Annotated in this window: 22 protein-coding genes; 14 read left to right on the forward strand and 8 right to left on the reverse strand. The window is 53.0% G+C overall.

Annotated features, from left to right (window positions below; genetic code table 11):
- Positions 1-100 precede the first annotated feature (100 nt).
- The 3 genes from gldG to DCC81_RS05465 form a co-directional block, all read right to left on the reverse strand.
- Complete coding sequence (gene gldG, locus DCC81_RS05455) at positions 101-1,819, reverse strand: gliding motility-associated ABC transporter substrate-binding protein GldG (RefSeq protein WP_108685562.1); 1,719 nt, start codon at positions 1,817-1,819, stop codon at positions 101-103.
- Positions 1,820-1,855: 36 nt separating this feature from the next.
- Positions 1,856-2,590, reverse strand: a complete 735-nt coding sequence (gene gldF, locus DCC81_RS05460) for a gliding motility-associated ABC transporter permease subunit GldF (protein WP_108685563.1) — start codon at positions 2,588-2,590, stop codon at positions 1,856-1,858.
- Positions 2,591-2,750: 160 nt separating this feature from the next.
- The gene (locus tag DCC81_RS05465; protein ID WP_108685564.1) at positions 2,751-3,911 is read right to left on the reverse strand and encodes a cysteine desulfurase family protein; all 1,161 of its coding nucleotides are present in this window, start codon (positions 3,909-3,911) and stop codon (positions 2,751-2,753) included.
- Positions 3,912-4,052: 141 nt separating this feature from the next.
- Between DCC81_RS05465 and mce the strand changes: the two genes are divergently transcribed.
- Together mce and DCC81_RS25935 are read left to right on the forward strand one after the other, a co-directional pair.
- Positions 4,053-4,454 carry a methylmalonyl-CoA epimerase gene (gene mce, locus DCC81_RS05470; RefSeq protein ID WP_108685565.1) on the forward strand — a complete coding sequence of 134 codons (402 nt, stop codon included), beginning with the start codon at positions 4,053-4,055 and terminating at the stop codon, positions 4,452-4,454.
- A gap of 396 nt (positions 4,455-4,850) precedes the next feature.
- Positions 4,851-4,982: a hypothetical protein gene (locus DCC81_RS25935; RefSeq protein ID WP_262510155.1), complete on the forward strand. Its 132-nt coding sequence runs from the start codon at positions 4,851-4,853 to the stop codon at positions 4,980-4,982.
- 115 nt (positions 4,983-5,097) lie between these two features.
- On the opposite strand, the gene DCC81_RS05475 is transcribed toward DCC81_RS25935, so the two are convergent.
- The gene (locus DCC81_RS05475) at positions 5,098-6,372 is read right to left on the reverse strand and encodes a UDP-N-acetylmuramoyl-tripeptide--D-alanyl-D-alanine ligase (protein WP_165806446.1); all 1,275 of its coding nucleotides are present in this window, start codon (positions 6,370-6,372) and stop codon (positions 5,098-5,100) included.
- A gap of 131 nt (positions 6,373-6,503) precedes the next feature.
- On the opposite strand from DCC81_RS05475, the gene DCC81_RS05480 reads away from it, so the two are divergent.
- From DCC81_RS05480 to apaG, 5 genes are all read left to right on the forward strand, one after another.
- Positions 6,504-6,869 carry a hypothetical protein gene (locus DCC81_RS05480; RefSeq protein WP_108685567.1) on the forward strand — a complete coding sequence of 122 codons (366 nt, stop codon included), beginning with the start codon at positions 6,504-6,506 and terminating at the stop codon, positions 6,867-6,869.
- Between the two features lie 9 nt (positions 6,870-6,878).
- Complete coding sequence (locus DCC81_RS05485; protein ID WP_133177554.1) at positions 6,879-7,418, forward strand: YceI family protein; 540 nt, start codon at positions 6,879-6,881, stop codon at positions 7,416-7,418.
- Between the two features lie 44 nt (positions 7,419-7,462).
- Positions 7,463-8,386 (forward strand): DUF5777 family beta-barrel protein, encoded by a 924-nt coding sequence (locus DCC81_RS05490; RefSeq protein ID WP_240612905.1) that lies wholly within the window; start codon positions 7,463-7,465, stop codon positions 8,384-8,386.
- 2 nt (positions 8,387-8,388) lie between these two features.
- Entirely contained in the window at positions 8,389-8,727 is a 339-nt protein-coding gene (locus DCC81_RS05495; protein WP_240612906.1) for a DUF4157 domain-containing protein, read from the forward strand.
- A 70-nt stretch (positions 8,728-8,797) separates the two neighbouring features.
- Positions 8,798-9,184, forward strand: a complete 387-nt coding sequence (gene apaG / locus DCC81_RS05500; protein ID WP_108685569.1) for a Co2+/Mg2+ efflux protein ApaG — start codon at positions 8,798-8,800, stop codon at positions 9,182-9,184.
- A gap of 243 nt (positions 9,185-9,427) precedes the next feature.
- Here apaG and gldB read toward each other — a convergent pair whose 3' ends face one another.
- On the reverse strand, positions 9,428-10,495 hold the full coding sequence (gldB, locus tag DCC81_RS05505) for a gliding motility lipoprotein GldB (protein WP_165806447.1): 1,068 nt from the start codon (positions 10,493-10,495) through the stop codon (positions 9,428-9,430).
- Between the two features lie 49 nt (positions 10,496-10,544).
- Between gldB and DCC81_RS05510 the strand changes: the two genes are divergently transcribed.
- From DCC81_RS05510 to DCC81_RS05540, 7 genes are all read left to right on the forward strand, one after another.
- Positions 10,545-11,243: a porin family protein gene (locus DCC81_RS05510; protein ID WP_165806448.1), complete on the forward strand. Its 699-nt coding sequence runs from the start codon at positions 10,545-10,547 to the stop codon at positions 11,241-11,243.
- Between the two features lie 19 nt (positions 11,244-11,262).
- On the forward strand, positions 11,263-12,927 hold the full coding sequence (locus tag DCC81_RS05515; RefSeq protein WP_108685572.1) for an NAD+ synthase: 1,665 nt from the start codon (positions 11,263-11,265) through the stop codon (positions 12,925-12,927).
- A gap of 92 nt (positions 12,928-13,019) precedes the next feature.
- Positions 13,020-14,291 carry a serine--tRNA ligase gene (gene serS / locus DCC81_RS05520; RefSeq protein WP_108685573.1) on the forward strand — a complete coding sequence of 424 codons (1,272 nt, stop codon included), beginning with the start codon at positions 13,020-13,022 and terminating at the stop codon, positions 14,289-14,291.
- Positions 14,292-14,381: 90 nt separating this feature from the next.
- Positions 14,382-14,678 carry a hypothetical protein gene (locus DCC81_RS05525; protein ID WP_108685574.1) on the forward strand — a complete coding sequence of 99 codons (297 nt, stop codon included), beginning with the start codon at positions 14,382-14,384 and terminating at the stop codon, positions 14,676-14,678.
- A 53-nt stretch (positions 14,679-14,731) separates the two neighbouring features.
- Positions 14,732-15,280, forward strand: a complete 549-nt coding sequence (locus tag DCC81_RS05530) for a GNAT family N-acetyltransferase (protein WP_108685575.1) — start codon at positions 14,732-14,734, stop codon at positions 15,278-15,280.
- Between the two features lie 118 nt (positions 15,281-15,398).
- Entirely contained in the window at positions 15,399-16,850 is a 1,452-nt protein-coding gene (locus DCC81_RS05535; protein ID WP_165806449.1) for a DUF1800 domain-containing protein, read from the forward strand.
- A 33-nt stretch (positions 16,851-16,883) separates the two neighbouring features.
- The gene (locus DCC81_RS05540; RefSeq protein WP_108685576.1) at positions 16,884-18,086 is read left to right on the forward strand and encodes a DUF1501 domain-containing protein; all 1,203 of its coding nucleotides are present in this window, start codon (positions 16,884-16,886) and stop codon (positions 18,084-18,086) included.
- Between the two features lie 3 nt (positions 18,087-18,089).
- Here the strand turns inward: DCC81_RS05540 and DCC81_RS05545 are convergent, their stop codons facing one another.
- The 3 genes from DCC81_RS05545 to DCC81_RS05555 form a co-directional block, all read right to left on the reverse strand.
- Positions 18,090-18,587 carry a hypothetical protein gene (locus DCC81_RS05545; protein ID WP_133177556.1) on the reverse strand — a complete coding sequence of 166 codons (498 nt, stop codon included), beginning with the start codon at positions 18,585-18,587 and terminating at the stop codon, positions 18,090-18,092.
- A gap of 132 nt (positions 18,588-18,719) precedes the next feature.
- The gene (locus DCC81_RS05550) at positions 18,720-20,777 is read right to left on the reverse strand and encodes an OPT family oligopeptide transporter (RefSeq protein WP_108685578.1); all 2,058 of its coding nucleotides are present in this window, start codon (positions 20,775-20,777) and stop codon (positions 18,720-18,722) included.
- 82 nt (positions 20,778-20,859) lie between these two features.
- Entirely contained in the window at positions 20,860-22,581 is a 1,722-nt protein-coding gene (locus DCC81_RS05555; RefSeq protein ID WP_108685579.1) for a peptide MFS transporter, read from the reverse strand.
- Between the last annotated feature and the right edge of the window lie 8 nt (positions 22,582-22,589).

The following is a 22,589-nucleotide window of genomic DNA, read 5'->3' on the forward strand; positions in this document are numbered from 1 at the left end:
TATGAAAATTATATATACATTAATTAAATGTAAATAGCATTCATACGGTACATGCCGGCAGGATGGCGGCGTGGGCGGTAAATAGGCAGCAGTGCGGTTCTTAGCCGTTTTTCCGTTGGCGGACGTATTGGAAGATCATGGCAAACAGGAGTACCATACCAATGGGTACAGAAAAGCAAATGATCTGCCATTTTGTTTTTTCCGCTTCCACTTTTTTGGGATCCAGCAGGCGTAACACGTGTTCCTTATTGCGTGTTTCCATAATGCCTGCATCATTGGTGGTCAGGTATTCCAGGCCGTTGAGGAAAAATTCCTTGTTGGCAAAAACGTAGTCGGGATTGTAGAGGTTCACGCCCATTTGCAGGGGGCCTTTTTGCTGGGACACGGCATTGGCAATAATGTCCGCATCACTCACCACGATCATTTTATTAATGGTATCTGCCTGCTCCAGGAAAGGCTGGCCGCTCAATTGGGCGAAGGAGTCGGCTTCCGCACGGCTCAGGCGGTGCTGGAACACGGAAGGGAAGCGGCCTTCCAGCAGCACGGCGGCGGGTACACGCTGCTGGCGGAAGTTGCGCGGGTTAGGGCGCAGGCCCAGTTCTGCCCAGCTCAGTTTTACCGGGGCGGTTGCCTTACGGCTATTTTGACCAGTGGTAAGCAGCACGGTTTTTTTGATGCCGGCATCGCCCACTGTATCAATGGAACTTACAAAACGGGTGAGCACTTCATCCATATTTTTCACGATCGGATGCGTGCTGGCAGATTGGAGGAGTGGGAAGAAAGGGAATGGCAGCATGGCCATTTGCGGCTTGCCACCCAGGCTGCCTACCACCTGCGGCAGGCGGTCGCACTGCAGGTCTTCCACCAGGTCGCTGTTGATGCGCACCCCGTAGCGGAACAGGATGTCATCCAGGTTCAGCCCCTGGTCAAACGCCATGTAATTATCCTGCCCGTTAATGCTGTCCACGTGCGCATTCAGCGCATCCACAAACCACATTACCTTACCGCCGTGCATCACGTACTGGTCTATCTTCAACTTGTCTTCATCCGTAAAGCGTTGGGTAGGGCCGGCAAATACGATGGCGTTAAATTCATGTGGAATATGATCATTCAGGTTGAGCGTGATGGTATCCAGGCGGTAATTACTCTGCAGGGTAGAGAGGGCGTCATATACTTCCAGGCCCAGTGATTCACCATTGCCCAGCATGTAGCCCACCAGGGGCCTTTCCGTTTGCTGCAGCTTGCGGATGGCATTGGCAAACTGGTATTCCAGCAAGGATTCAGAAGCGTTGAGGGCCGCCTGTGGATCCTGCCCGCCCTGGGCCTTGAGCAGGTTCACGGAGATGGTGCGGTCCTTGTAATGCAGCATGGCCGCGGGGAAGATAAGTTTTTCCGCGTAGCCCTGGTTGCCTTCCTGCTGCACCTGCAGGTTGTAGGCCATGATGCCTTTTGCGGCCAGGGAATCCTGTAGCACGGCAAAGGCAGAGTCAGAGAGGCCCTGGGCGGGGTTGATGAAATCAAACTGGATATGCGGGCCGCCGTATTCTTTGAAAGACTCCAGCATTTCCCGGGTGGTTTGCGCCAGTTGCTTAAAGCTGGCGGGGTATTCCCCTTTTAAAAATACGGTGACGGACACGGTGCCATCCAGCCTGCGCAACAACTGTTTGGTAGGCTCAGACAAGGTGAAACGCTTTTCCTGCGTGAGGTCCAGCCGGGTGTGGAAATAGCCGGCCAGTACGTTCAGCCCTATGAGCACGGCCACCACCGTGATGGCGCGTTGTATATATTTTTTCTGTTTGTTTGCTTTGGTAGATTCCATGAGATAAGCGGTGCGGTAATGGTTTGAGGGAAGGGCTTACTGCCACATTTTGCGCTGCAGGGCAGTTTTGGTCAGGTACAGCATAAGACCCGTTACACTTAGGAAATAGATCACATCCCTGCTGTCCACCACGCCCCTGCTGATAGAGTTGTAGTGGAACTTGATGCCCGCCATTTGCAGGTAGTAATCCCAGCCGCCGGTGAATATCGGTAATTTGCTGAGTGCATCAAAACCATTATAAAAAAGGAAACAGGTAAAAATAGCGATAAGGAAGGCGATCACGGCATTGGCGGTGAGGGAGGAGGCCCAGGTGCCGATGGCAGTGAATACGGCGCCGAGCAGCAGCAGGCCGATGTAAGCGCCGCCAATGCCACCGTTGTCAATATTGCCTGGCGTGGCGGAGAGGGCGCGGATGGCCACATAATACACCCCGGTAGGCAGCACCGCAATGCCTACGATCAGGGCGCTGGCCCAGAATTTTCCCATCACGATCTGCCAGCCGGTGAGGGGCTTGGTGCCGAGGAGTTCCATGGTGCCGCCTTTAAATTCATCTGCAAAACTGCGCATGGTAATGGCAGGGATAAGCAGCAGGAAGATGAGGGGCGCCAGGTCAAAAAGCGGGTCCAGGTTAGCATACCCGTAATCCAGCAGGCTGGTATCAGGGAATACAAAAAGCATCAGCCCATTGGCCAGCAGGAATACGATAATGGCCACGTAGCCGGTGATACTGCTGAAGAACTGGTTTATTTCTTTTTTAAAGATGGCGAGCATGAGATGTTCAGGTAAGGACCCGGTAAAGCTAGTAAAAAATGATTAATGTATTAATTGCTAATTAATAAGCAAACGTGAAATAACAAAGGATATTTCCTGGCGGGGGAGTTTTTTGGGGTAACCGGGAGCGTGGGCGGGTCACCGCGCCTGCCTTCTTTTTTTACGCAGAAAACACCTGCGTCCTTAATTGCCGCACGGCCTGGCTAATGGTCTCCACCACAAAATCCACCTCCGCTTCCGTGGTGAACCGACCCAAGCTCAATCGCAGGGAGGCTCTCGCCAACGCATCACTCAACCCCATAGCCTGCAGCACATAGCTGGGCTCCATACTCGCCGCATTGCAGGCAGAACCAGAGGATAGCGCCACCTGGCTGGCAAAGGCCGCCGACAACATTTCGCCAGACACCTGCCCGAAGGCCAGGTTGCTCACCTGGGGCAGGCGATGGGTGGCATCCCCGTTCACGGTTACATTACCCAGGGCCAGCAGGCCGTTTTCCAGCCGGTTGCGCAGCGCGGAAAGGCGGGCATGTTCTGCGTCCAGGTGCAGGCGGCACAACTCCGCTGCCTGGCCAAAGCCCACAATGCCCGGCACATTCATGGTGCCGGAGCGGAAGCCGCGTTCATGGCCACCGCCATCCAGCTGGGCCACCAGGCGCACGCGCGGGTCTTTGCGGCGCACGTACAGGGCACCTACCCCCTTGGGACCGTAGATCTTGTGGGCGCTGCAGGCCAGCAGGTCTATGCCGTCTTCCAGCACATGCACGGATATTTTGCCCACGGCCTGGGTGGCATCGCACATAAAAAGTACCCCGTGCTTTTTTGCAATGGCACTGATGGCGCGTATGGGATGGATGACACCCGTTTCATTGTTGGCGTACATCACGGAGATAAGGATGGTTTCCGCGGTGATGGCGGCTTCCAGGGCTTCCAGGCTAACGTGCCCCAGTGCATCCGTGGGAAGGTAAGTGACAGACGCGCCCTGTTTTTCCAGGTGCTCAAAACTATCCAGCACGGCCTTGTGCTCCGTGGCCACGGTGATCATATGTTTCCCCTTGCCGGCATAGGCTTCGTACACGCCTTTGATGGCCAGGTTATCTGCTTCTGTGGCGCCGGAGGTAAAGATGATCTCCTGCGCGGTGGCCCCAATAAGCCGGGCCACCTGGCCCCGGGCCTTTTCCACGGCTGCGGCGGCTGTCCAACCCAGGGGGTGGGTGCTGGCGGCGTTGCCAAACTGCCGGGTAAAATAAGGCAGCATGGCTTCCACCACCTGCGGATCGCAGGGGGTGGTGGCATTATAATCAAGATAAACGGGCAGTTGCATGGTGTGAATTTACGAAGAATGGGGCTGTGCCTGGCGCCCCCTGGCAAGATCCGACCGGGGCATGACAAGCCGGATTTTGCCAGGTGCCGGGGAATCGTTTAATTACAGGCGGCGCCCCTCCCAAACCGGCGCCAGCCAGTCATGCGGAAAGTAGAACATATAGGCATCGCCGTTTACTCCCTGGAAAAGGCTGTGCCTTTATACAGCCGCCTGCTTAACACGCCTTGCTACAAGCAGGAAGCGGTGGATAGTGAGCAGGTGCAAACCGCCTTTTTTCAGCAGGGCGATACGAAGATAGAACTGCTGGAAGCAACGGGGGAAGCCAGTACCATCAGGCGTTTCCTGGATAAGAAGGGAGAAGGGATCCACCACATTGCGTTTGATGTGGAAGATATTTATGCGGAGATGGAGCGCTTGCGCAGCGAGGGTTTCACCTTGCTCAATGAAACGCCGAAACCCGGTGCGGACAATAAGCTGATCTGTTTTGTGCACCCGAAAGACAGCCATGGTGTGCTGATAGAGCTTTGCCAGGAGATCCGCTGAGTTTTCGTATAGGCGTAAGCGGTAGATTGCATGTTGTAACGCGTTAAAACCAATTTAACCGCTTCATTATCATAAAGTAAATTTTTTTTTCATTCTGCAAATCCGGTGCGACCTTTAGACCGTACATATCCTATCGACGAGTAGTTGTAATAAGTGATCCCGGTTCATTGATTTCGTCAAGCAATTTACGTCGTTGTTAACAGAGAAGCGTTAGAACCCTTGTAAACAGTATAACATTCACGGGACGATCACCGAAAACCAGGCAAGAAAACACCTAAGATATTTTTCACCTTTATTAGGATCATCTCATTCAAATATAGGCTGGTAGTGACCTTGAGCGTAATGCACGGGGGCATTGTAGGCAATTAAGTTTTTACTCTAAAGTTGGCATAGGTTATGAAAAACCTGCGGGCTTTCCAGCTTGCAGGTATTTTTTTTATGGATATTCCTGGCGGGTTGGAAACCATTGCAGGAGCGGATCACGCCCCTTTCTTGAAATCCATTGCAGGCCGGTATTGCCGCTTTTGAGACCCCCTGCAGCATCGAATTATTTTAACCGAAAACAAATAACCTTTTCTTATACATAAGCAAAACGCCCGCTGGCAAAATAGCTGCCAGCGGGCGTTTACATATATAATTGTATTTATAACACTTTTTCCATTCCCACGCTGCGCGATCCCTTAATGAGCAGGTAAGCATGCTGGTACTGCTGCTGCGCCAGCCAGTTGTGCGCGGCAGCGGCATCCGGCAGGAAGAGGTAAGGATGTTTTACCTTACTGAAATCACCGCCTACCAGCACCACGGCGTGCCAGTGCGTTTGCTGCAGCAGGTCCACCAGGGCCTGGTGCTCGCGGATGCTGTCTTCCCCTAATTCCATCATACCTCCCAGCAGCAGTACTTTTTTGGGGGCATCAATACCGGCAAAATTCTCAATGGCCGCCCGCATACTGGACGGATTGGCATTGTACGCATCCATGATGATGGTGTTAGTGCCCTGCTGCATTACCTGTGAGCGGTTATTGGAAGGCATGTATGCTTCCAGTGCCGCGCGGATGCTGGCTTCCGGCACGCCAAAGTAGCGGCCTATGGTTACGGCGGCCAGCACATTGGGGGTATTATAAGCGCCCACCAGGTTGGTTTGCACCGGCGAGGCATCGCCATCCAGCGCTACGGAAAGCAGGGCCGGACCGGTTACCGCGTGGCCCTGGTGGTCTGCATGCCGGCTGCCGTAAGTGATCACGGTGGCAATGCCTTTGGCCATGGGAAGCAGGTAATCATAATCCGTGCATACAAACGCGGTACCGTTGTGTGTACGCAGGTAATCATACAGTTCGCCCTTGGCTATTTTCACGCCTTCAGGGCCGCCAAAGCCCTCCAGGTGCGCCTTTCCAATATTCGTAATGAGGCCGTGGGTAGGCATGGCCACTTCGCAGTAGCCGGCAATTTCCCGCTGGTGGTTGGCCCCCATTTCTATCACCGCCAGCTGCGTATCCGGCGGAATACTGAGCAGGGTGAGCGGCACACCAATATGGTTATTGAGATTGCCTGCGGTGGCCACCGTTTTAAAGTGGGAAGACAGCACGGCGTTCACCAGTTCTTTGGTGGTGGTTTTCCCGTTGGTGCCGGTAATGGCCAGGAAGGGGATCTGCAGTGTACGCCGGTGCGTATTGGCCAGCTGCTGCAAGGCTTGCAGCACATCGGGCACCAGTACCATTTTGTCCGGTTGTGTATAGTAAGCCGCTTCATCCACTACGGCACAGGCGGCGCCTGCGGCCAGGGCCTGCTCCGCATAGGCGTTGCCATTGAAGTTGGGGCCTTTGAGCGCAAAGAAAATGTCGCCCTGCTTCAGCTTGCGGGTGTCTGTCTGTACAGAAGGATGCTGGCGGTAGATCTCGTATAATGCGGCTATGTTCTCCACGGGTATGATTTAAGCGTTGGCCAAAAATAAAAAAAACGGGCATTCTTCTGCGTGCAAATCCTACAACTATTTGGCGATCCGCCTGCGGCCGATATTGTGTATCTTACGGTGGTATTTGCAACCTATCCCTTATGAAAACCGTCTTTGTAGCCGTCCTTGCGGGCGCCTTTTTGTACCTGTCCTGCAAAACCTCCGAAGCGCCCAAACCTGCGGGCAGTACGGAATGCAGCATGGACATCCACACCGCCGCCATACAGCGCATTGTTACCACCAGCTGTGTGAACCGGGGCTGCCACCCGGGGCAAACTTCCCCGGCCATCGCAAATTTTTCCACCCCGGACCAACTTAAAAATTATATTAGCGGTAACAAGGTATTGTTCTCCGCACATGTAACCAGCGTGGATGCAGACATGCCGGGCTCACAGGGTTTTTCTCCCTTGAGCGCCAGCACCAAGGATTCCATTGCGTGCTGGATCAGTAACGGAATGCAGGATTAATTGAACATCATGAAACGATATTTTTGGATGCTCCTGCTGGCCATGGCCGCCGGTAAGGGATTAGCGCAGGACGTAAGAACGGACAAAGCCGCTTCGGTATCCTTCTTTTCTTCCACGCCGCTGGAAGATATTAAGGCGCAAACCGCACAGGCTTATGCCACGCTGAACGTGAAGACAAAGGAAGTATACTTCAAGGTGCCGGTCCAGTCCTTTGCGTTTAAGTACAAGCTGATGAAGGAACACTTTAACGACAGCTACCTGGAATCATCCAAATATCCGAACGCGGAGTTCAAAGGCAGCGTAGTCACAGATGCAGACCTGGCAAAGGATGGCAGCTATGCCGTGGTGGTAAAAGGAGAGTTGCTGCTGCATGGGATAAGCCGTCATTATGAAACCAAAGGCACCCTGGTGGTGAAAGGTACCGAAGTAGTAGGCGATGCCAGATTCCAGGTAAAGCTGGTAGATCATTCCATTAAAGTACCCAGCCTTATGCTGGAAAATATTGCCGAAGTGGTAGAGGTGACGGTGCATGCGGACTACAAGCCGTAAGCCGCCGCCAGTGCCACTTTGGACCCCTATTGAAAACCCTGCCTATGAAAATGAAATATTTGGCCCTGGCCATGCTGGCGTCTTTGAGCGTGCATGGCCAGGCGCCTGCAGATCCCCTCCTGGCCGGCCTGGACTCCCTGGAGCCGGCGCATCAGCCGGTCATTGGCACTTATAAATCCACCCGCATCATTTTAGGAGAAAGCACGGAGACCCTGCATCAGCGGGAACTGGATTTCCGCGTGGCCCACCGCTTTGGCGATATGGGTGGCAGCCTGGGTGGGGCCAAGACCTTCTTTGGCATGGATAACTCCACAGACATCCGCATTGCGTTTGAGTATGGCATTACAGACCGGCTGATGGCAGGCATTTCCCGGTCCAAAGGCTCCGGCAGTTTTACGCAGTTGTATGAAGGGATGTTTAAGTATAAGCTGTTGCAGCAAACCACGGACAACTCGGTGCCCTTTTCGCTGGCATTTTTCGGCAATGCCGTAGTTACCGGCATGGCCGCCGCTACCGCTGTAAGTGAGGCCAGTTACTTTGCCAGCTTTAATGACCGCATGCTCTACACGGCGCAGTTCATTTTGGCAAAAAAAGCAGGGGCCCTGTCTTTATCCCTCTCGCCTACATATGTACAGCGGAATCACGTCGTTTACATGGACCAAAATCGTATGTTTGCCCTGGGTGGCAGTGCCCGTTACAAGGTAAGCCGGCGGATGGGTGTGATCGCGGAGTATTTTTATCCATTCCGCAACCGGGCAGGTAAGGATTATTTCAAGGCGCAGGGCCAGCCGTTTTATAACCCACTGGCCGTGGGCCTGGAGATAGAAACGGGCGGACACGTGTTTAGCATTAACTTCACCAATGCAACGGCCATCCTGGAAAACCAGTTCATTCCCGAAACAAGGGCCAGCTGGTTGCAGGGGCAGTTTCGCTGGGGTTTTAACATTTCAAGGCGGTTTCATTTATAGTAGTGATACGCAAATTAGAGGTACATATCAAAGAAGACGCGTGGCTGGCGCGGATGGCGGCAAAGCGCATGGGCAGTACACAAATGGCCATGGTAGTAGGCCGAACCATTTATTTGCATGGTGTAAGCCGGCAGCGTTTCCTGGAAGACACCGGCTGGATACGGCACGAGGTTTGTCACGTGTACCAATACCGCCAGTATGGTATACTGCGTTTCCTGTGGCTTTACTGGCGGGAATACCGGCGGCATGGATATTATCAGAATGCATTTGAAGTGGCTGCCCGGGCAGCCGAGCGGGATCCGGAGGTGCTGAGAAATATCGATTTTGCACCTAAAGTGTGATTATCTTACCGGTCCGCCGGGTCCAAAAGCTGGAATTATTTACTTATTTTTACAGTAAAGGCTGTTTTTTATGGTAAAGAAGGTAACAGAGGGAATAACCATCAGCGTTGAAACATTTTATCAACCGGACTACTCCAACCCCGTTGGCAGTGAGTTTATGTTTGCCTACCGCATTACCATTGAAAACAATAACACCTTCCCCATCAAGCTCTTGCGCCGCCACTGGTACATCATTGATTCAAACGGCACCCACCGGGAAGTAGAAGGGGAGGGCGTAGTAGGCGTACAGCCGCTGCTGGCCCCCGGCGAAAGCTATCAATACGTATCCGGATCCAACCTCCGCACTGAACTGGGTAAAATGTACGGCACTTACCAGATGGAAAACCAGCTGGATAAGAAACTTTTCGAGGTAAAGATCCCTGAATTCCAAATGATCGTACCTTTCAAGCTTAATTAATCTCCTGGTTTTCAATCGAATGCATTAGAATGGTTTGGCAGTTGCTAAAATGTTTAGTGACACAAGGCTGTTATGAGCATACACTCCAGGACTGTCATCATTGGCCCGGATAATTAAGAAAGGGCGTTTGTGCGAGAGTGGATGGTTGATATTGAAGAATTTTGCAGCATGAAATAAAAAAAGCCGCAAACACATTTGCGGCTCATCTACCGGCTCACAGATGCCAGCCTGCATAATAACGTTTTACTTCGGCCTGTACCTAGCCTCATTATAAACCTGCAAAGGGTCCTTCATCTCCATCAACTGCTGCAGCGTTACTTCCGGGTGCCGCTCCATATAACTCTTCACAATCCGCCATCCCACAAACAACCCGATCTTTCCCGGCGATCCCTCCGGCATACCTTGGGTGCTGGGCCCTTCCCCCATATAATGCGTTACCTCCTGCCAGTCGGTGATGTAAAGCAATTTCTGCTGCACAAAATACTGCCAGACCATCTGTTCATTATCGTAACACCACTTCAGCTGTGCCGCTGTATAGCCGGTACGCAAGGTATCTGCCACATCCGGCAGCACCATTTCCAGGAAATATTGCTGGCGCCCTGCATCCACCATCTGCGCGAGCAGTTGTGTGCCAGTGGCCCTGGGCGGAAACATTTGCTGTTCCAGCGCTTTCATGGCATCCGGAATAAGGTAAGGTTTATCAAACCGCCGTATCATATAATCCGGCAGGTCCGGGATCAGGTGGTAGTCGAAACGCCCGCCCAGGTACATGTCCAACCCCAGGCCCAGCACAGAATCGGCCGTGATGGCGCCGTAGTTGCTCACCGCGGAGGTGAAGGCAATGACGTGGGGTGCATGAAAGTGCGGGAAATAATATTTCGTGTATTTAAAAGCCAGGCTGAGTTGCTGCTCCACGCTGTCCATATTGGCAAACTGCCCGTCCACTACGGTTTTCAGCGCCAGCAGGTCTTTGTTGGTCAGCAGCTTGCGCACAGCGTCTGCCTGCGTCATGCGGGGCGCATCCGCGGTAGGGGCAGCGGGTGCCACACTATCCTGGTAAGGGCCAAAGTTGAGGATATCCTGCAAATAAGTGGGCAGGAAATAGGGATACTGCAGGTACAGTTGGTGCAGGCCGGCCTGCACCTGGTTGGTGTCTATCCGGTACAGTTCCTGGTCAAATCGTGCTACCTTTACAGGCATGGATATGTTGCTTACATCCGGCGTTTTACGGCGTTGTGTACAGGCGCTGATAACCAGCAGCAGCAATACCATTGCACTGGCGCTTGTCTTTTTAATAGTGTACCTTTGCATCGCTTTTTTGAGAAATGATCTCCTAAAAGTATTTAATAAAAATAAATACATGAAACGCGTCCTGCTATTTTTGTTTTTCCTTGCTGCCTCCTATTCCACCTTTGCCCAAAGTTATGTGGTGAAACGCCGCGTGCCGGTAGACCGTTACCTGCGCCTGGGTTTTACCATCAGTCCTGGCCTGGCCAGCCTTGGCCCGCAGGATGCCGGTGCAGACCGTGAGTCCATGCACGGCAGTATCACGTATGGTCTCATGGCAGACTTTATCCTTGATACCTATGGCCGCTATGCCTTCTCTACCGGCTTTACGGTAAATACCGGCGGGTCTACCATGAAATACGCTGCCAATAAAGGCCTCAGCGATTACCGCCTTACGCCGGCGGAGTACGACCTGCACCTTTCTTATATCGATATTCCCCTGGCCATTAAACTGAAAACCGTGCGCCAGGATGGGATAGATATTTACGGTGAATTTGGTACTTTCTTAGATTTCAATATCAAGGCCCGTGCAGATATTACAGACGCACAGGACCACGCGTTTGATAAAGTGAATGTGATGAAAGATATTGCACCCATCAACACCGGCCTGGCCCTGGGTGGTGGCATAGAATACCCGCTGGATGGGCGCCTTAGCCTGGTGGCCGGGTTGCAGTACAAAGCCGGCCTCATAGACGTAACCCGCAATTCCAGGTGGGACGACGGCCGCGTGGTGCGCAATAACTTTGTGCTGAAGCTGGGATTGTTCTTCTGATGAAAAATAAGGTAGGCTCATGAAAATTGTAATGGCCCAACAGAATTACCACATCGGTAATTTTGAAAAAAATACAGCCAGGATCATTGCCGCCATTGCGGATGCAAAGGCGCAGAAAGCAGACCTGGTGGTCTTCTCCGAGCTATGCGTATGTGGCTACCCGCCCCGCGATTTCCTGGAGTTCGAGGATTTTATTGCCAAGTGCTATGCCGCCATTGACCAGATCAGGGCGCATGCCACAGACATTGCCGTGATCGTGGGCAGCCCCGCGCGCAACCCCCAGGTGAATGGTAAAGACCTCTTCAATGCAGCCTGGTTCCTGTATGAAGGCGAGGTAAAGCAAGTGGTACACAAAACCCTGCTGCCCACTTATGATATCTTTGATGAATACCGCTATTTTGAGCCTGCTTATGAGTGGGCGGTAGTGCCTTTCAAGGGAAAAAAACTGGCCATCACGGTATGTGAAGACATCTGGAACCTGGGCGATAACCCGTTGTACCGCGACTGTCCCATGGACCACCTCATCACCCAGCAGCCGGATGTGATGATCAACATCAGTGCATCGCCTTTTGATTATGACCATGCACATGAACGCAAGGAAATTATACGGGCCAATGTGCGCAAGTACAAGCTCCCCATGCTGTATAACAATACCGTGGGCTCCCAAACGGAGATCGTGTTTGACGGCGGCTCCCTGGTGTTTGATGCCGGTGGCAACGTGGTAAAAGAACTGCCTTATTTTGAAGAAGCCACTTACACCGTGGAGCTGGAAAGCCTGTACAACGGCAGCCCTGCCCCACCGGTGGAAGTAGTGCCAGACGTTACCGGGCTGGTATTTGATTATAATATTGACCGCATTTACCAGGCACTGATCCTGGGGATACGCGATTATTTCGGGAAGATGGGCTTTACCAAAGCCATCCTGGGCAGCAGTGGCGGCATAGACAGCGCAGTGGTACTGGCCCTGGCCTGTGAAGCGCTGGGTAAGGAAAATGTACGCGCGGTACTCATGCCTTCTCCTTATTCTTCCGAACATTCCGTGGATGATGCGGTCGCATTGTCCAAAAACCTGGGCAATCCCTATGATATTGTGCGCATCCACGATATCTACGAATCGTTCTTAAACACACTGAACCCGCTTTTCAACGGCTTGCCGTTTAACGTGGCAGAGGAAAACACACAGTCCCGCATAAGAGGCAACCTGCTGATGGGGCTTTCCAATAAGTTTGGCTACATCCTGCTGAACACGTCCAATAAAAGCGAGCTCTCCACCGGCTACGGTACCCTGTATGGCGATATGGCCGGCGGCCTGTCTGTGATAGGAGACCTGTATAAAATGCAGGTGTACGCGCTGGCCCGCTACATTAACCGGAACGGGGAGATCATCCCGCAAAACATTATTGACAAGGCGCCCAGCGCAGAACTGCGGCCGGGACAGAAGGACAGCGACAGCCTGCCGGACTACGCAGTGCTGGATAAGATCCTGTACCAGTACATTGAGCGCCGCCAGGGCCCCCGGGAAATTGAGGCCCAGGGCTTTGATGCCGCGCTGGTGGCCCGTACCCTGAAGCTGGTGAACAATAATGAATACAAGCGTAACCAGTTCTGCCCCATCATCCGTGTGTCGTCAAAAGCCTTTGGCGTAGGGCGGCGCGTGCCCATCGTGGGAAAATATCTGAGCTAGTGATCACAGGAAAATACAGGCGCTCCCGGTGGTACTGCACTGCCGGGAGTTGCTATTTTTATATATTTGAGAAAATTTATTTAAAACACATCATGTTACAGGTTCAATTTATTCGCCAGAACAAGGAATTGGTGCTGGAGCGCCTGGCGCTCAGGAATTTCAAGGAGATCAGTGTGGTAGAGGAAGTGTTGTCGCTCGATGACCGCCGCAAGAAACTGACCCTGGAGTATGATGAAACCCAAGCTCAGGTCAACGCTTCGTCCAAGGAGATCGGGAAGCTCATGGCCAGCGGCGACAAGGCCGGTGCGGAAGCCCGCAAAGCCGCAGTGGCTACACTGAAGGAGCGCCTGCAGCCCATCAATGACGAACTGAAACAGGTGGAGGAAGCCCTTACCCTGGCGCTGTATAAAATACCCAACCTGCCCCATAAATCAGTGCCTGCCGGCAAAACCCCGGAAGACAATGAAGTGGTGCGTACCGGAGGCAACATGCCCACCCTGCAGGAAGGCGCCAAGCCCCACTGGGAGCTGGCTACACAGTATGACCTGATCGACTTTGAACTGGGCACCCGCATTACCGGCAGCGGATTTCCCGTTTATAAAAATAAAGGGGCCCGCCTGCAACGCGCGCTTATCCAGTACTTCCTGGACTATAATACCGGCAACGGCTATACGGAGTTCCAGCCGCCTTACATGGTGAATGCGGAATCTGCCACCGGCACCGGCCAGCTGCCCGATAAAGAAGGCCAGATGTACCACGTAACGGAAGACGGCTTTTACCTCATTCCCACGGCAGAAGTACCGGTAACCAATATTTACCGCGATACCATTATCAAGGAAAGTGAGCTGCCCATTAAAATGACGGCTTACACACCCTGCTTCCGCCGCGAGGCTGGTTCTTACGGCAAGGACGTGCGTGGCCTCAACCGCCTGCACCAGTTTGACAAAGTGGAGATCGTGCAGCTGGTGCACCCGGACACCTCTTACCATGTGCTGGAGGAAATGGTGGGCCACGTGGAAAAGCTGATCCAGTCACTGGAACTGCCTTACCGCATCCTGCGCCTTTGCGGGGGCGATATGGGCTTTACATCTGCACTTACCTACGATTTTGAGGTATATTCCGCCGCACAGGGCCGCTGGCTGGAAGTTAGTTCCGTATCTAATTTTGAAGGATACCAGACTAACCGCCTGAAGGCCCGTTTCAAGGATGGCAATGGTAAGTCCCAACTGGTGCACAGCCTCAATGGCAGCTCCCTGGCGCTTCCCCGTATTCTGGCCTGTCTTTTGGAGAATCATCAGACAGCGGAAGGTATTGCTATCCCGGCCGCGGTGCAGCCCTACTTTGGCAGCAATAAGATCGGGTAAGCGATATGTGTTAAGCTTCCGCAATGAGGGAGTAGATAGGTGTTTAAACAAGCATTTCTTTGTATATTACCTTACCACAAAGCACTTACTATGAAAAAAATCGCTGGAAGCTTATTATTGCTCACGTTTGCGCTGGGCGCCTGTATGAAAGGCATTTCGCCCACTGACACTGCCAAAGTGGATGCTGCCATGGCCAAATACCCTGATACGCCGGGGAAGCCCATTTATGTATCGCACTGCGCGCATTGCCACAAATACCAATTGCCGGAATACCATACGGCGGATCAATGGGTAGGCATTATCAACAAGATGGCCGTTAAAGCCAAATTGAGTGATGACCAGAAATCAGCGGTGCTGGCCTTTGTACAGGCCAATGCCAAAAAATAAAGCACAACGGACCGGCGCCTCACAAGGGCGCCGGTTTTTTGTTACATTGCAGCATGCATCATTTCCTCCCTAACGGACAATCCCTGGTCATCCGCTTGCCTGAACTGGACGAAGCTGCGGCCCTGATGCACTGCCTGCAGCAAATGACCCGCGAATCCGATTTTCTCCTGCACACGCCGGAAGAAGCCCTGGGAATGGACATTCCCGGGGAACGGGCTTTTATCAAATCTTTCCGGGACCAGCCTAACCACCTGCTGCTGGTAGCAGTGGTGGATGGCTTCATTGTAGGCTATCTTACCGTAACCCAGGGCCGCTTTTATAAACAGGCCCACACCGGCGAAATGGGCATTGCCATTCTCCGCAACTACTGGAACCTGGGCATTGGCCGCCGCCTCATGACGGCCATGGTACGCTGGGCCGAAGACCATCCCCTCCTGGAGCTTATCTATTTCCAGGTGTTTGCCCACAATGAAAAAGCTATCCAGCTCTACCGCAATTTCGATTTCCAGGAGTGCGGTCGCCTGCCCGGTGGTATCCGCCAGAAAGACGGACGCCGCATAGACCTGGTGACAATGTGCAGGAGGGTGAAGCAGTTGTCCTAGATCTTTAGGTCTTAGGTCGTACTGCTACAAGAACAGGTACCTAAGACTTAAGACCTGGGACTTAAGACCTTTTTTTAAACCCTTCCACAAAGATTCCGTCTTACTACAAAAATATCCTATGGCGTTTGTGAAAGACAACGATCGCCTGCGCTTGCAACACCTGGCCTGGAGGGCCGGGTTTGGCGAAACGATGCCCGTTATCACAGACTGGCAGAACAAGCGCCGCAATGAGCTGGTCAACAAAATAGTAATGGGCCCCGCAAAAGCGCCCCTGGAGCCCCTGTATGTGATCCATGATACCGATATGCCGGATTACAGCCGCAACAAGGACATGAGCACCGACCAGCGCAAGGAAATAAGGCAGATGAATGAACAGGCTATCCGCGACCTCAACGTATCCTGGATGCTGGAAATGATAGGCAGCCCCAACGCACTCCGGGAAAAAATGGCCCTGTTCTGGCACGGCCACTTTGCCTGCCGCACCCAGAATGTCTTCTTCAACCAGCAGCTGCTGCAGGTGATCCGTGAAAATGCCCTTGGCAATTTTGCAGACCTGCTCACCGCCGTGTCAAAAAGTGCGGCCATGCTGCAGTTTCTCAATAACCAGCAGAACCGGAAGCAACACCCTAACGAGAACTTTGCACGCGAGGTGATGGAACTGTTTACCATGGGCCGCGGCCACTACTCGGAACAGGATGTGAAAGAAGCCGCCAGGGCCTTTACCGGCTGGGGCTTTGACGACACGGGTACCTTTGTATTCCGGAAAAACGCGCATGATGAAGGCCGTAAAACCGTGCTGGGAAAGACCGGCAATTTTGATGGGGATGATGTGCTGAAAATACTTTGCGAACAGGAACAGACCGCCCGCTTCATTACCCGGAAAATATACGCCTACTTTGTAAATGATCAGGTGGATGAAGACCAGGTAAACAAACTGGCGCATAAGTTTTACACCAGCAGTTACGATATCCATGGGCTGATGCAGCATATCTTCACCAGCGACTTTTTCTATGACAATGCCAATGTGGGCAACCGCATCAAATCGCCGGTGGAACTGCTGGTGGGCATACGCCGCACTATCCCCATGCTGTTTGACCAGGAAGAGGTAATGCTGCTGTTCCAGCGCATCATGGGCCAGTTACTTTTTTATCCGCCCAACGTAGCCGGCTGGCCCGGCGGGCGCGCGTGGATAGACAGTTCCAGCCTGATGTTCCGCATGCGGGTACCCCAGGTGATCCTCTACTCGCAAACACTCAGCGTAATGCCCAAGGAGCTGGTGCCGGAAATGGGAGAAGGGCAGCACTATAAAGCAACACTGGCCATCAATGATTTCCTGAAACGCCAGTATGCTAAAAAGATCAATGCCCGCATCAACTGGGAGCCTTACCTGTCGGCCCTTTCCGCCATCCCGCGGGAATCACTGGCTCCCGCCATTGCCCAGCATCTTTTAGGCGCTAACAACCTGCCGTCCGCCCTGCTGGACAAATACGCAGACGCTGCCACCCGTGAGTCCTACATCAAAACAGTGACCATCGATGTGATGAGCACACCCGAGTACCAGTTGTGCTAGGAGGTGTGTTATGTACCCTGACAATCTTTAACTATGCTGATCCTTAACAGAAGACGCTTCCTCCAGTTAGGCTCCCTGGCCTCCGCTGCCACGCTGATGCCGCAATTCCTGAAAGCACTGGAACGCAGGCCCCTGGCGGGTGCGGGCAATAAGGTGCTGGTGGTGGTACAGCTTTCGGGGGGCAATGACGGGCTCAATACCATCATTCCTTACCGCAATGATATTTACTACCGCCTGCGCCCTTCGCTGAGCATCAAAAGGGAAGATGCCCTGTCGCTCACGGATGAAGAAGGCATACACCCCGCATTGAGATCATTGAAAGCATTGTATGATAACGGGGACATGGCATTGCTGCAAAATGTAGGCTATCCCAATCCCGACCGCTCCCACTTCCGTTCCATGGATATCTGGCAAACTGCCAGCAGCAGCAGTGATAGCTGGAGCAATGGCTGGATAGGCCGTTACCTGGATGCACAGTGCAATGGCTGTGATCATCCCACGCAGGCGCTGGAAATGGATGATACCCTGAGCCTTGCCCTGAAAGGCGCCAGCAACAATGGGTTGGCCTTTACAGATCCTAACCGTCTTATGGGTACCAGCAATGATCCTTTCTTCAAAGCGCTGCAGGCGCAGCATCACACCGAAGACGGGCACCACAACGTGGAGTACCTCTATAAGACCATGGGCGAAACCATTTCCAGTGCTTCCTATATTTCACAGCAATTCAAAACCTACCAAAGCAAGGCGGCCTATCCCAATACGGAACTGGGCAAGCATATGCGCACCATTGCAAACCTGGTGATGAGTGATATCAATACGAAAGTGTATTACGTATCGCATGGGAGCTTTGATACGCACGTGGGCCAGCAGGGCCAGCAGCAGCGGCTTTTCGGGCAGCTGGACGATGCGCTGGATGTTTTTGTGCAGGACCTGAAAGCAAACAACCGTTTCCAGGATGTAGTGATCATGACCTTCTCCGAATTTGGCCGGCGGGTAGCGCAGAACGCCAGTGGTGGCACGGATCATGGCACGGCCAATAACATGTTCCTGATCAGCGGGGCGCTGCGGCAAAAAGGCCTGCTCAATCCCGGCCCCGACCTGGTGAACCTGCTGGAAGGAGACCTGCAATACCAAGTGGATTTCAAAAGCGTGTATGCCACCTTGCTGAACAAGTGGCTGGGGGCGGACGATCGGGCGATCTTACAACAACAATATCCTCACCTGGATTTTGTATAACGCTTAGTTGGATTTGCTGAAGTTGGTGCGGAATGCGCCATTGGAAACAGTGTGGATCTCGCCGGTAACATCGTTGACCAGCGTGGCGGTGAAGGTGCCCTGTACGGTGCTGTCCTGCACACTGATAATATTGAGGGTAAACTGGCCCTGGTCTACATTGGCCTCCATCACATTGGCATTCACATCCAGCATGGTAAGGCTGTTGTTTGACATGGCGGAGGTGTAAACACCGGTGTGCAGCGCACCGGTAGTGGAAGTAATGGAAAAGGTGAAATACAGTTTATTGTAGCTGAAGCCACTCACCACCAGGGTGGGGAAGCCGGTGGGATTGTCTGTGCTCTGGTCTGAAAAAGTTACCACGCCTTTGGGGTCTTCCCCGATCTCATAGCCATCATCCAGCTTCATGCTCACAAACTTGCGACGCTGGTTGTCGTCATCATTTTTGCTACAGGAAGCAAGCAGGGTTGTTGATAGCGCTAAAAGCAGTAGCAGTTTTTTCATCTAGGGAGTATTTTTTTCCAGGGGATGGTACTAAGATAGCACAATAACGCAGACCTGTCTGCTAAAATTGTATAAAAAAACACCGGCTGCAAGACAAATGCAGCCGGTGTTTTTATAAGTTGGAAGGAAAGATTATTCCTCGATGGTTTCCAGGCTGGCCGCCAGTTTGCGACTGCGCGCTATGCGGTACAGGGTAAAGCCCATGGCCAGGAAGAACAGGGCGCCCACCACATCGTAAAGGCCTATGCCCAGTCCGTTGGACAGGGATGCTTCCATGTTTAGCTTATCCATCATCTCGCCGGTAGATTTTCCTACACTCAGGAAGGCTACGATCACACCTGTAATAGCGCCCCCGGCTACAAGGCCGGTCGCAAACAGGTTGCCCTGTCCCAGGTCATCGTCTTCTTTCTTTTTGCCTTCTTTTTTAGAGAGATAGTTTACAATGCCTTTGATGCCGCCTCCTACCGCGATGGGCAGGGTAGTGGTCAGCGGGAGGTATAAGCCTACGGCAAAGGACAATGCGTTGAGGCCGCAAAGTTCAATCGTAATGGCAATGAACACGCCGGCTGCAATGAATTGCCAGTCCAGGTTATTCGCCTGGATGCCTTTGATCAAAGTGGCCATCAGCGTGGCTTGCGGGCCAGGGAATTTCTCCGTGCCAATGGCATGCGTGATACCACGTGCCAGCATATCCCCGGTGGGGGTATCCAGTACTTTCACGGTATAACCGATCACGATAGAGGAAACGATAGCGCCGATCAGCAGTGCAATTTGCTGGTAAATCGGCGTTGCGCCTACGATGTAGCCCGTTTTAAGGTCCTGTGATGTACCGCCAGCATTTGCCGCGGCAATACAGATCATGCCCCCTACTACCAGCACCATGGGCTCGTACACACGGCCGCTCCATCCCACGCTGATAAACACCAGGCTGGTGGCCATAATAGTGGCAATGGTCATACCGGAAATAGGGTTATTGGAAGTACCGATCAGGCCTACAATGCGGCTGGACACCGTTACGAAGAAGGCTCCGAAGATGATCACCAGTACACCGATGATACCGCGGGTCCACCAGTTGTCGCCGGGGATCAGTGGGATTGCGGACATCAGCACCAGTAAGATCAGTACGCCAATGCCTACAAATTTCAGGCTCAGGTCGCGCTCTGTACGGGCTACAGATACGGATTCATCCTTGTCGCGCAGGGATTTTATGCTCTCACGGAAGGAGGTAATGATGGTGGGAATGGTTTTGAGCAGGGTGATAAAGCCTCCCGCTGCAACAGCGCCCGCGCCGATCTGGCGGATATAAGCGTTATACACAGCGCCGGAATAATCACTGAAAGTATGGTTCAGCGGGTCCCAGCCGTTGCGGCCGCCGGCAGTATGGATGTCTGCCAGGTAGCCCAGCTTAGACAGCTGCGCGGCAATCATGTCTGGCGGTACCAATGTAGCCAGCAGGGGAATAAGTGCGCACCAGGCCAGTACGCCACCCGCCACCAGTACGCCGGAAATGCGGGGGCCAATGATATAACCCACACCCAGGTATTCCGGGGTTATTTCCGCGCCGATCTTCATGGAAGGGGAGTACTTATTGGTTTGCTTGGCTATCCAACTGGGTACTTCTGCAATAATATGGAATACGTGCTGGAAAACGGCATATACCACGGAGAAACCCAGGCCCCAGAAGGCGGTGCGTGCAAAGTTGCCACCTTTTTCACCGGCTTTCAGCACCGCCGCGCAGGCAGTGCCTTCCGGGTAGGGCAGGTTATCATGCTCCTTCACGATCAGGGATCTGCGCAGGGGCACCATCATCAGTGTGCCCAGGAAACCGCCCAGGATGGAAAGGGTGAGGATCGTGAGGTAATTAAAATATTTGTCGCCATCGCCGCCGGTAGACAGGAAGAGGAAGCCCGGCAGGGTAAAGGCCACGCCCCCGGCAATGGTTTCACCGGCGGAACCGGTGGTCTGGATGATGTTATTCTCCAGGATGGTGGTTTTGAAAAAACGCCGGCCCAGCGTGATAGCAATTACGGCGATAGGGATGGACGCGGAAACGGTGAGGCCCGCTTTCAGGGCCAGGTACACGGTAGAAGCACCGAAGATGATACCAAACAAGGCGCCCAGCAGGATGCTCTTGAAGGTAAACTCCTTCATGTTACTCTCCGGCGCCACGAAAGGCTTAAATTCTGCCATAAGAATAAGAATAGATTAAGATTGTAACGACGATATAATGTTGCGGGTTAGCCGGAATAAAAATAGTTAATCCCCCCGAAATTTATCTCACCCCGTGCATCATGCGTTTCAGCAGGAAGGACAGGAAGAAAAGCAGTATGGCTGCGCTGCCGGGCAGGATCACAAACACCATGAAAAACTCGTAGAGATTGTGGATCGTAAAGCCTGCAAAGCTGGGATAGTGGTCGGGGATCTTCAGGTCATGCAGCTGCTGTTTAATGCCGGCTGTAAGGGCCGTAGTACCATCCAGGATGCCCTGGAGGTTGATGTTGGCCTTGGCTGCATCGTGGTACATCTGCGGCTTGGGCGGCAGCAGGGCACCCAGGGTGCCGGACAATGCATAGCCGGAGGCATTGGAGAGGAAGAACACACCCATGAGCAGGGAACTGAAACGCTTGGGCGCCAGTTTGGCCACCAGCGACAAGCCAATGGGGGATACCCACAACTCACCAATGGTATGGAACAGGTACATCACGATCAGCCAGATCACGCCCAGTTTACCATCGCCCAGGCCATTTACTTTCTGCGCGATAATGAAATAGCCCAGGGCCAGGAAACCCAATCCTGCGGCCTGTTTCACGGGGGAGATGGGCTCCGCTTTCATTTTTTGCAGCCAGCCCCACCACAGGCTGAAAGGAATGGCCAGCACAATTATGAAAATAGAATTGGCATTTTGTACAAAGCTGGCCGGCATGTTCCAGCCCAGGAAATGACGGTCCGTCTGGTTGGCCGCAATAAACGTCAGGGATGATCCCGCCTGCTCAAAACAAGCCCAGAAAAAGATCACGAAGAAGGATACGGCGTAGATCACCAGGATACGGTCCCGCTCTACTTTGGTGACGGATTTATCAGAAAGGATCAGCACTGCCAGCGTGATACCGGATGCATATATAAAAGGATACAGCCAGGATTCAATGGGATCGTCACCGGCCATGAGGAAGTGCAGGCCCAGGTATACGGCGATACCCAGCACCAGGCAGCCCAGCACGGAGGCGGGCTTAAAATGTGCTTTGTCCGCCTCTTCACCCGCTACGTGCACCTTGTTTTTGTCAAACCGGGGTTTAGTACCCACTGGCCTGCCATCTGGCCCTACCACGTATTTATCCTTCATGAACCAGAAGAAAACGGTACCGATGATGATGGCTAAACCGGCTGCCAGGAAGCCCCATTTGAACACACCGGGGATCTGGTGGTCGTTTGCATCCACATGGTCGCCCAGCAGGGGGCAGATCGCCATGCCCAGCGTGGAGCCCATGTTGATGCCCATATAAAAGATGGTAAAGGCGCTGTCCATACGGTTGTCCCCTTTCGGGTACAACTGGCCTACCATGGAAGAGATATTAGGTTTAAAGAAACCATTGCCCAGGATCTGTACGCCCAGGCCTACCCACATGAGCGTGGTAGCAAGGTCCAGGTTGGTAGAGAAAACGCTGCCGCTGAAGAACATGAACAGCTGGCCAATAGCGAGGATAAGGCCGCCCAGCATGATGCTGTAACGGTTGCCCAGGTAGCGGTCAGAGATATAGCCGCCCAGCATGGGAGTGAGGAAGCAGAGCCCCAGGTATCCACCGTATACGATGGTAGCGCGGGCATCGCTGAAAGCAAGTGCAGTGGACAGGAACAGGGTAAGCAGGGCGCGCATGCCATAGAAGTTGAATCGCTCCCACATTTCCGTGGAGGAGAGCACAAACAACCCTTTCGGATGCCATGATTTTTTTGCCGAAGATTCGGTGATGGCCCCTGATTCAGCAACAGTTGATTGCATAGATCGGT

Source organism: Chitinophaga parva, from assembly GCF_003071345.1.
Taxonomy (GTDB): Bacteria; Bacteroidota; Bacteroidia; order Chitinophagales; family Chitinophagaceae; genus Chitinophaga; species Chitinophaga parva.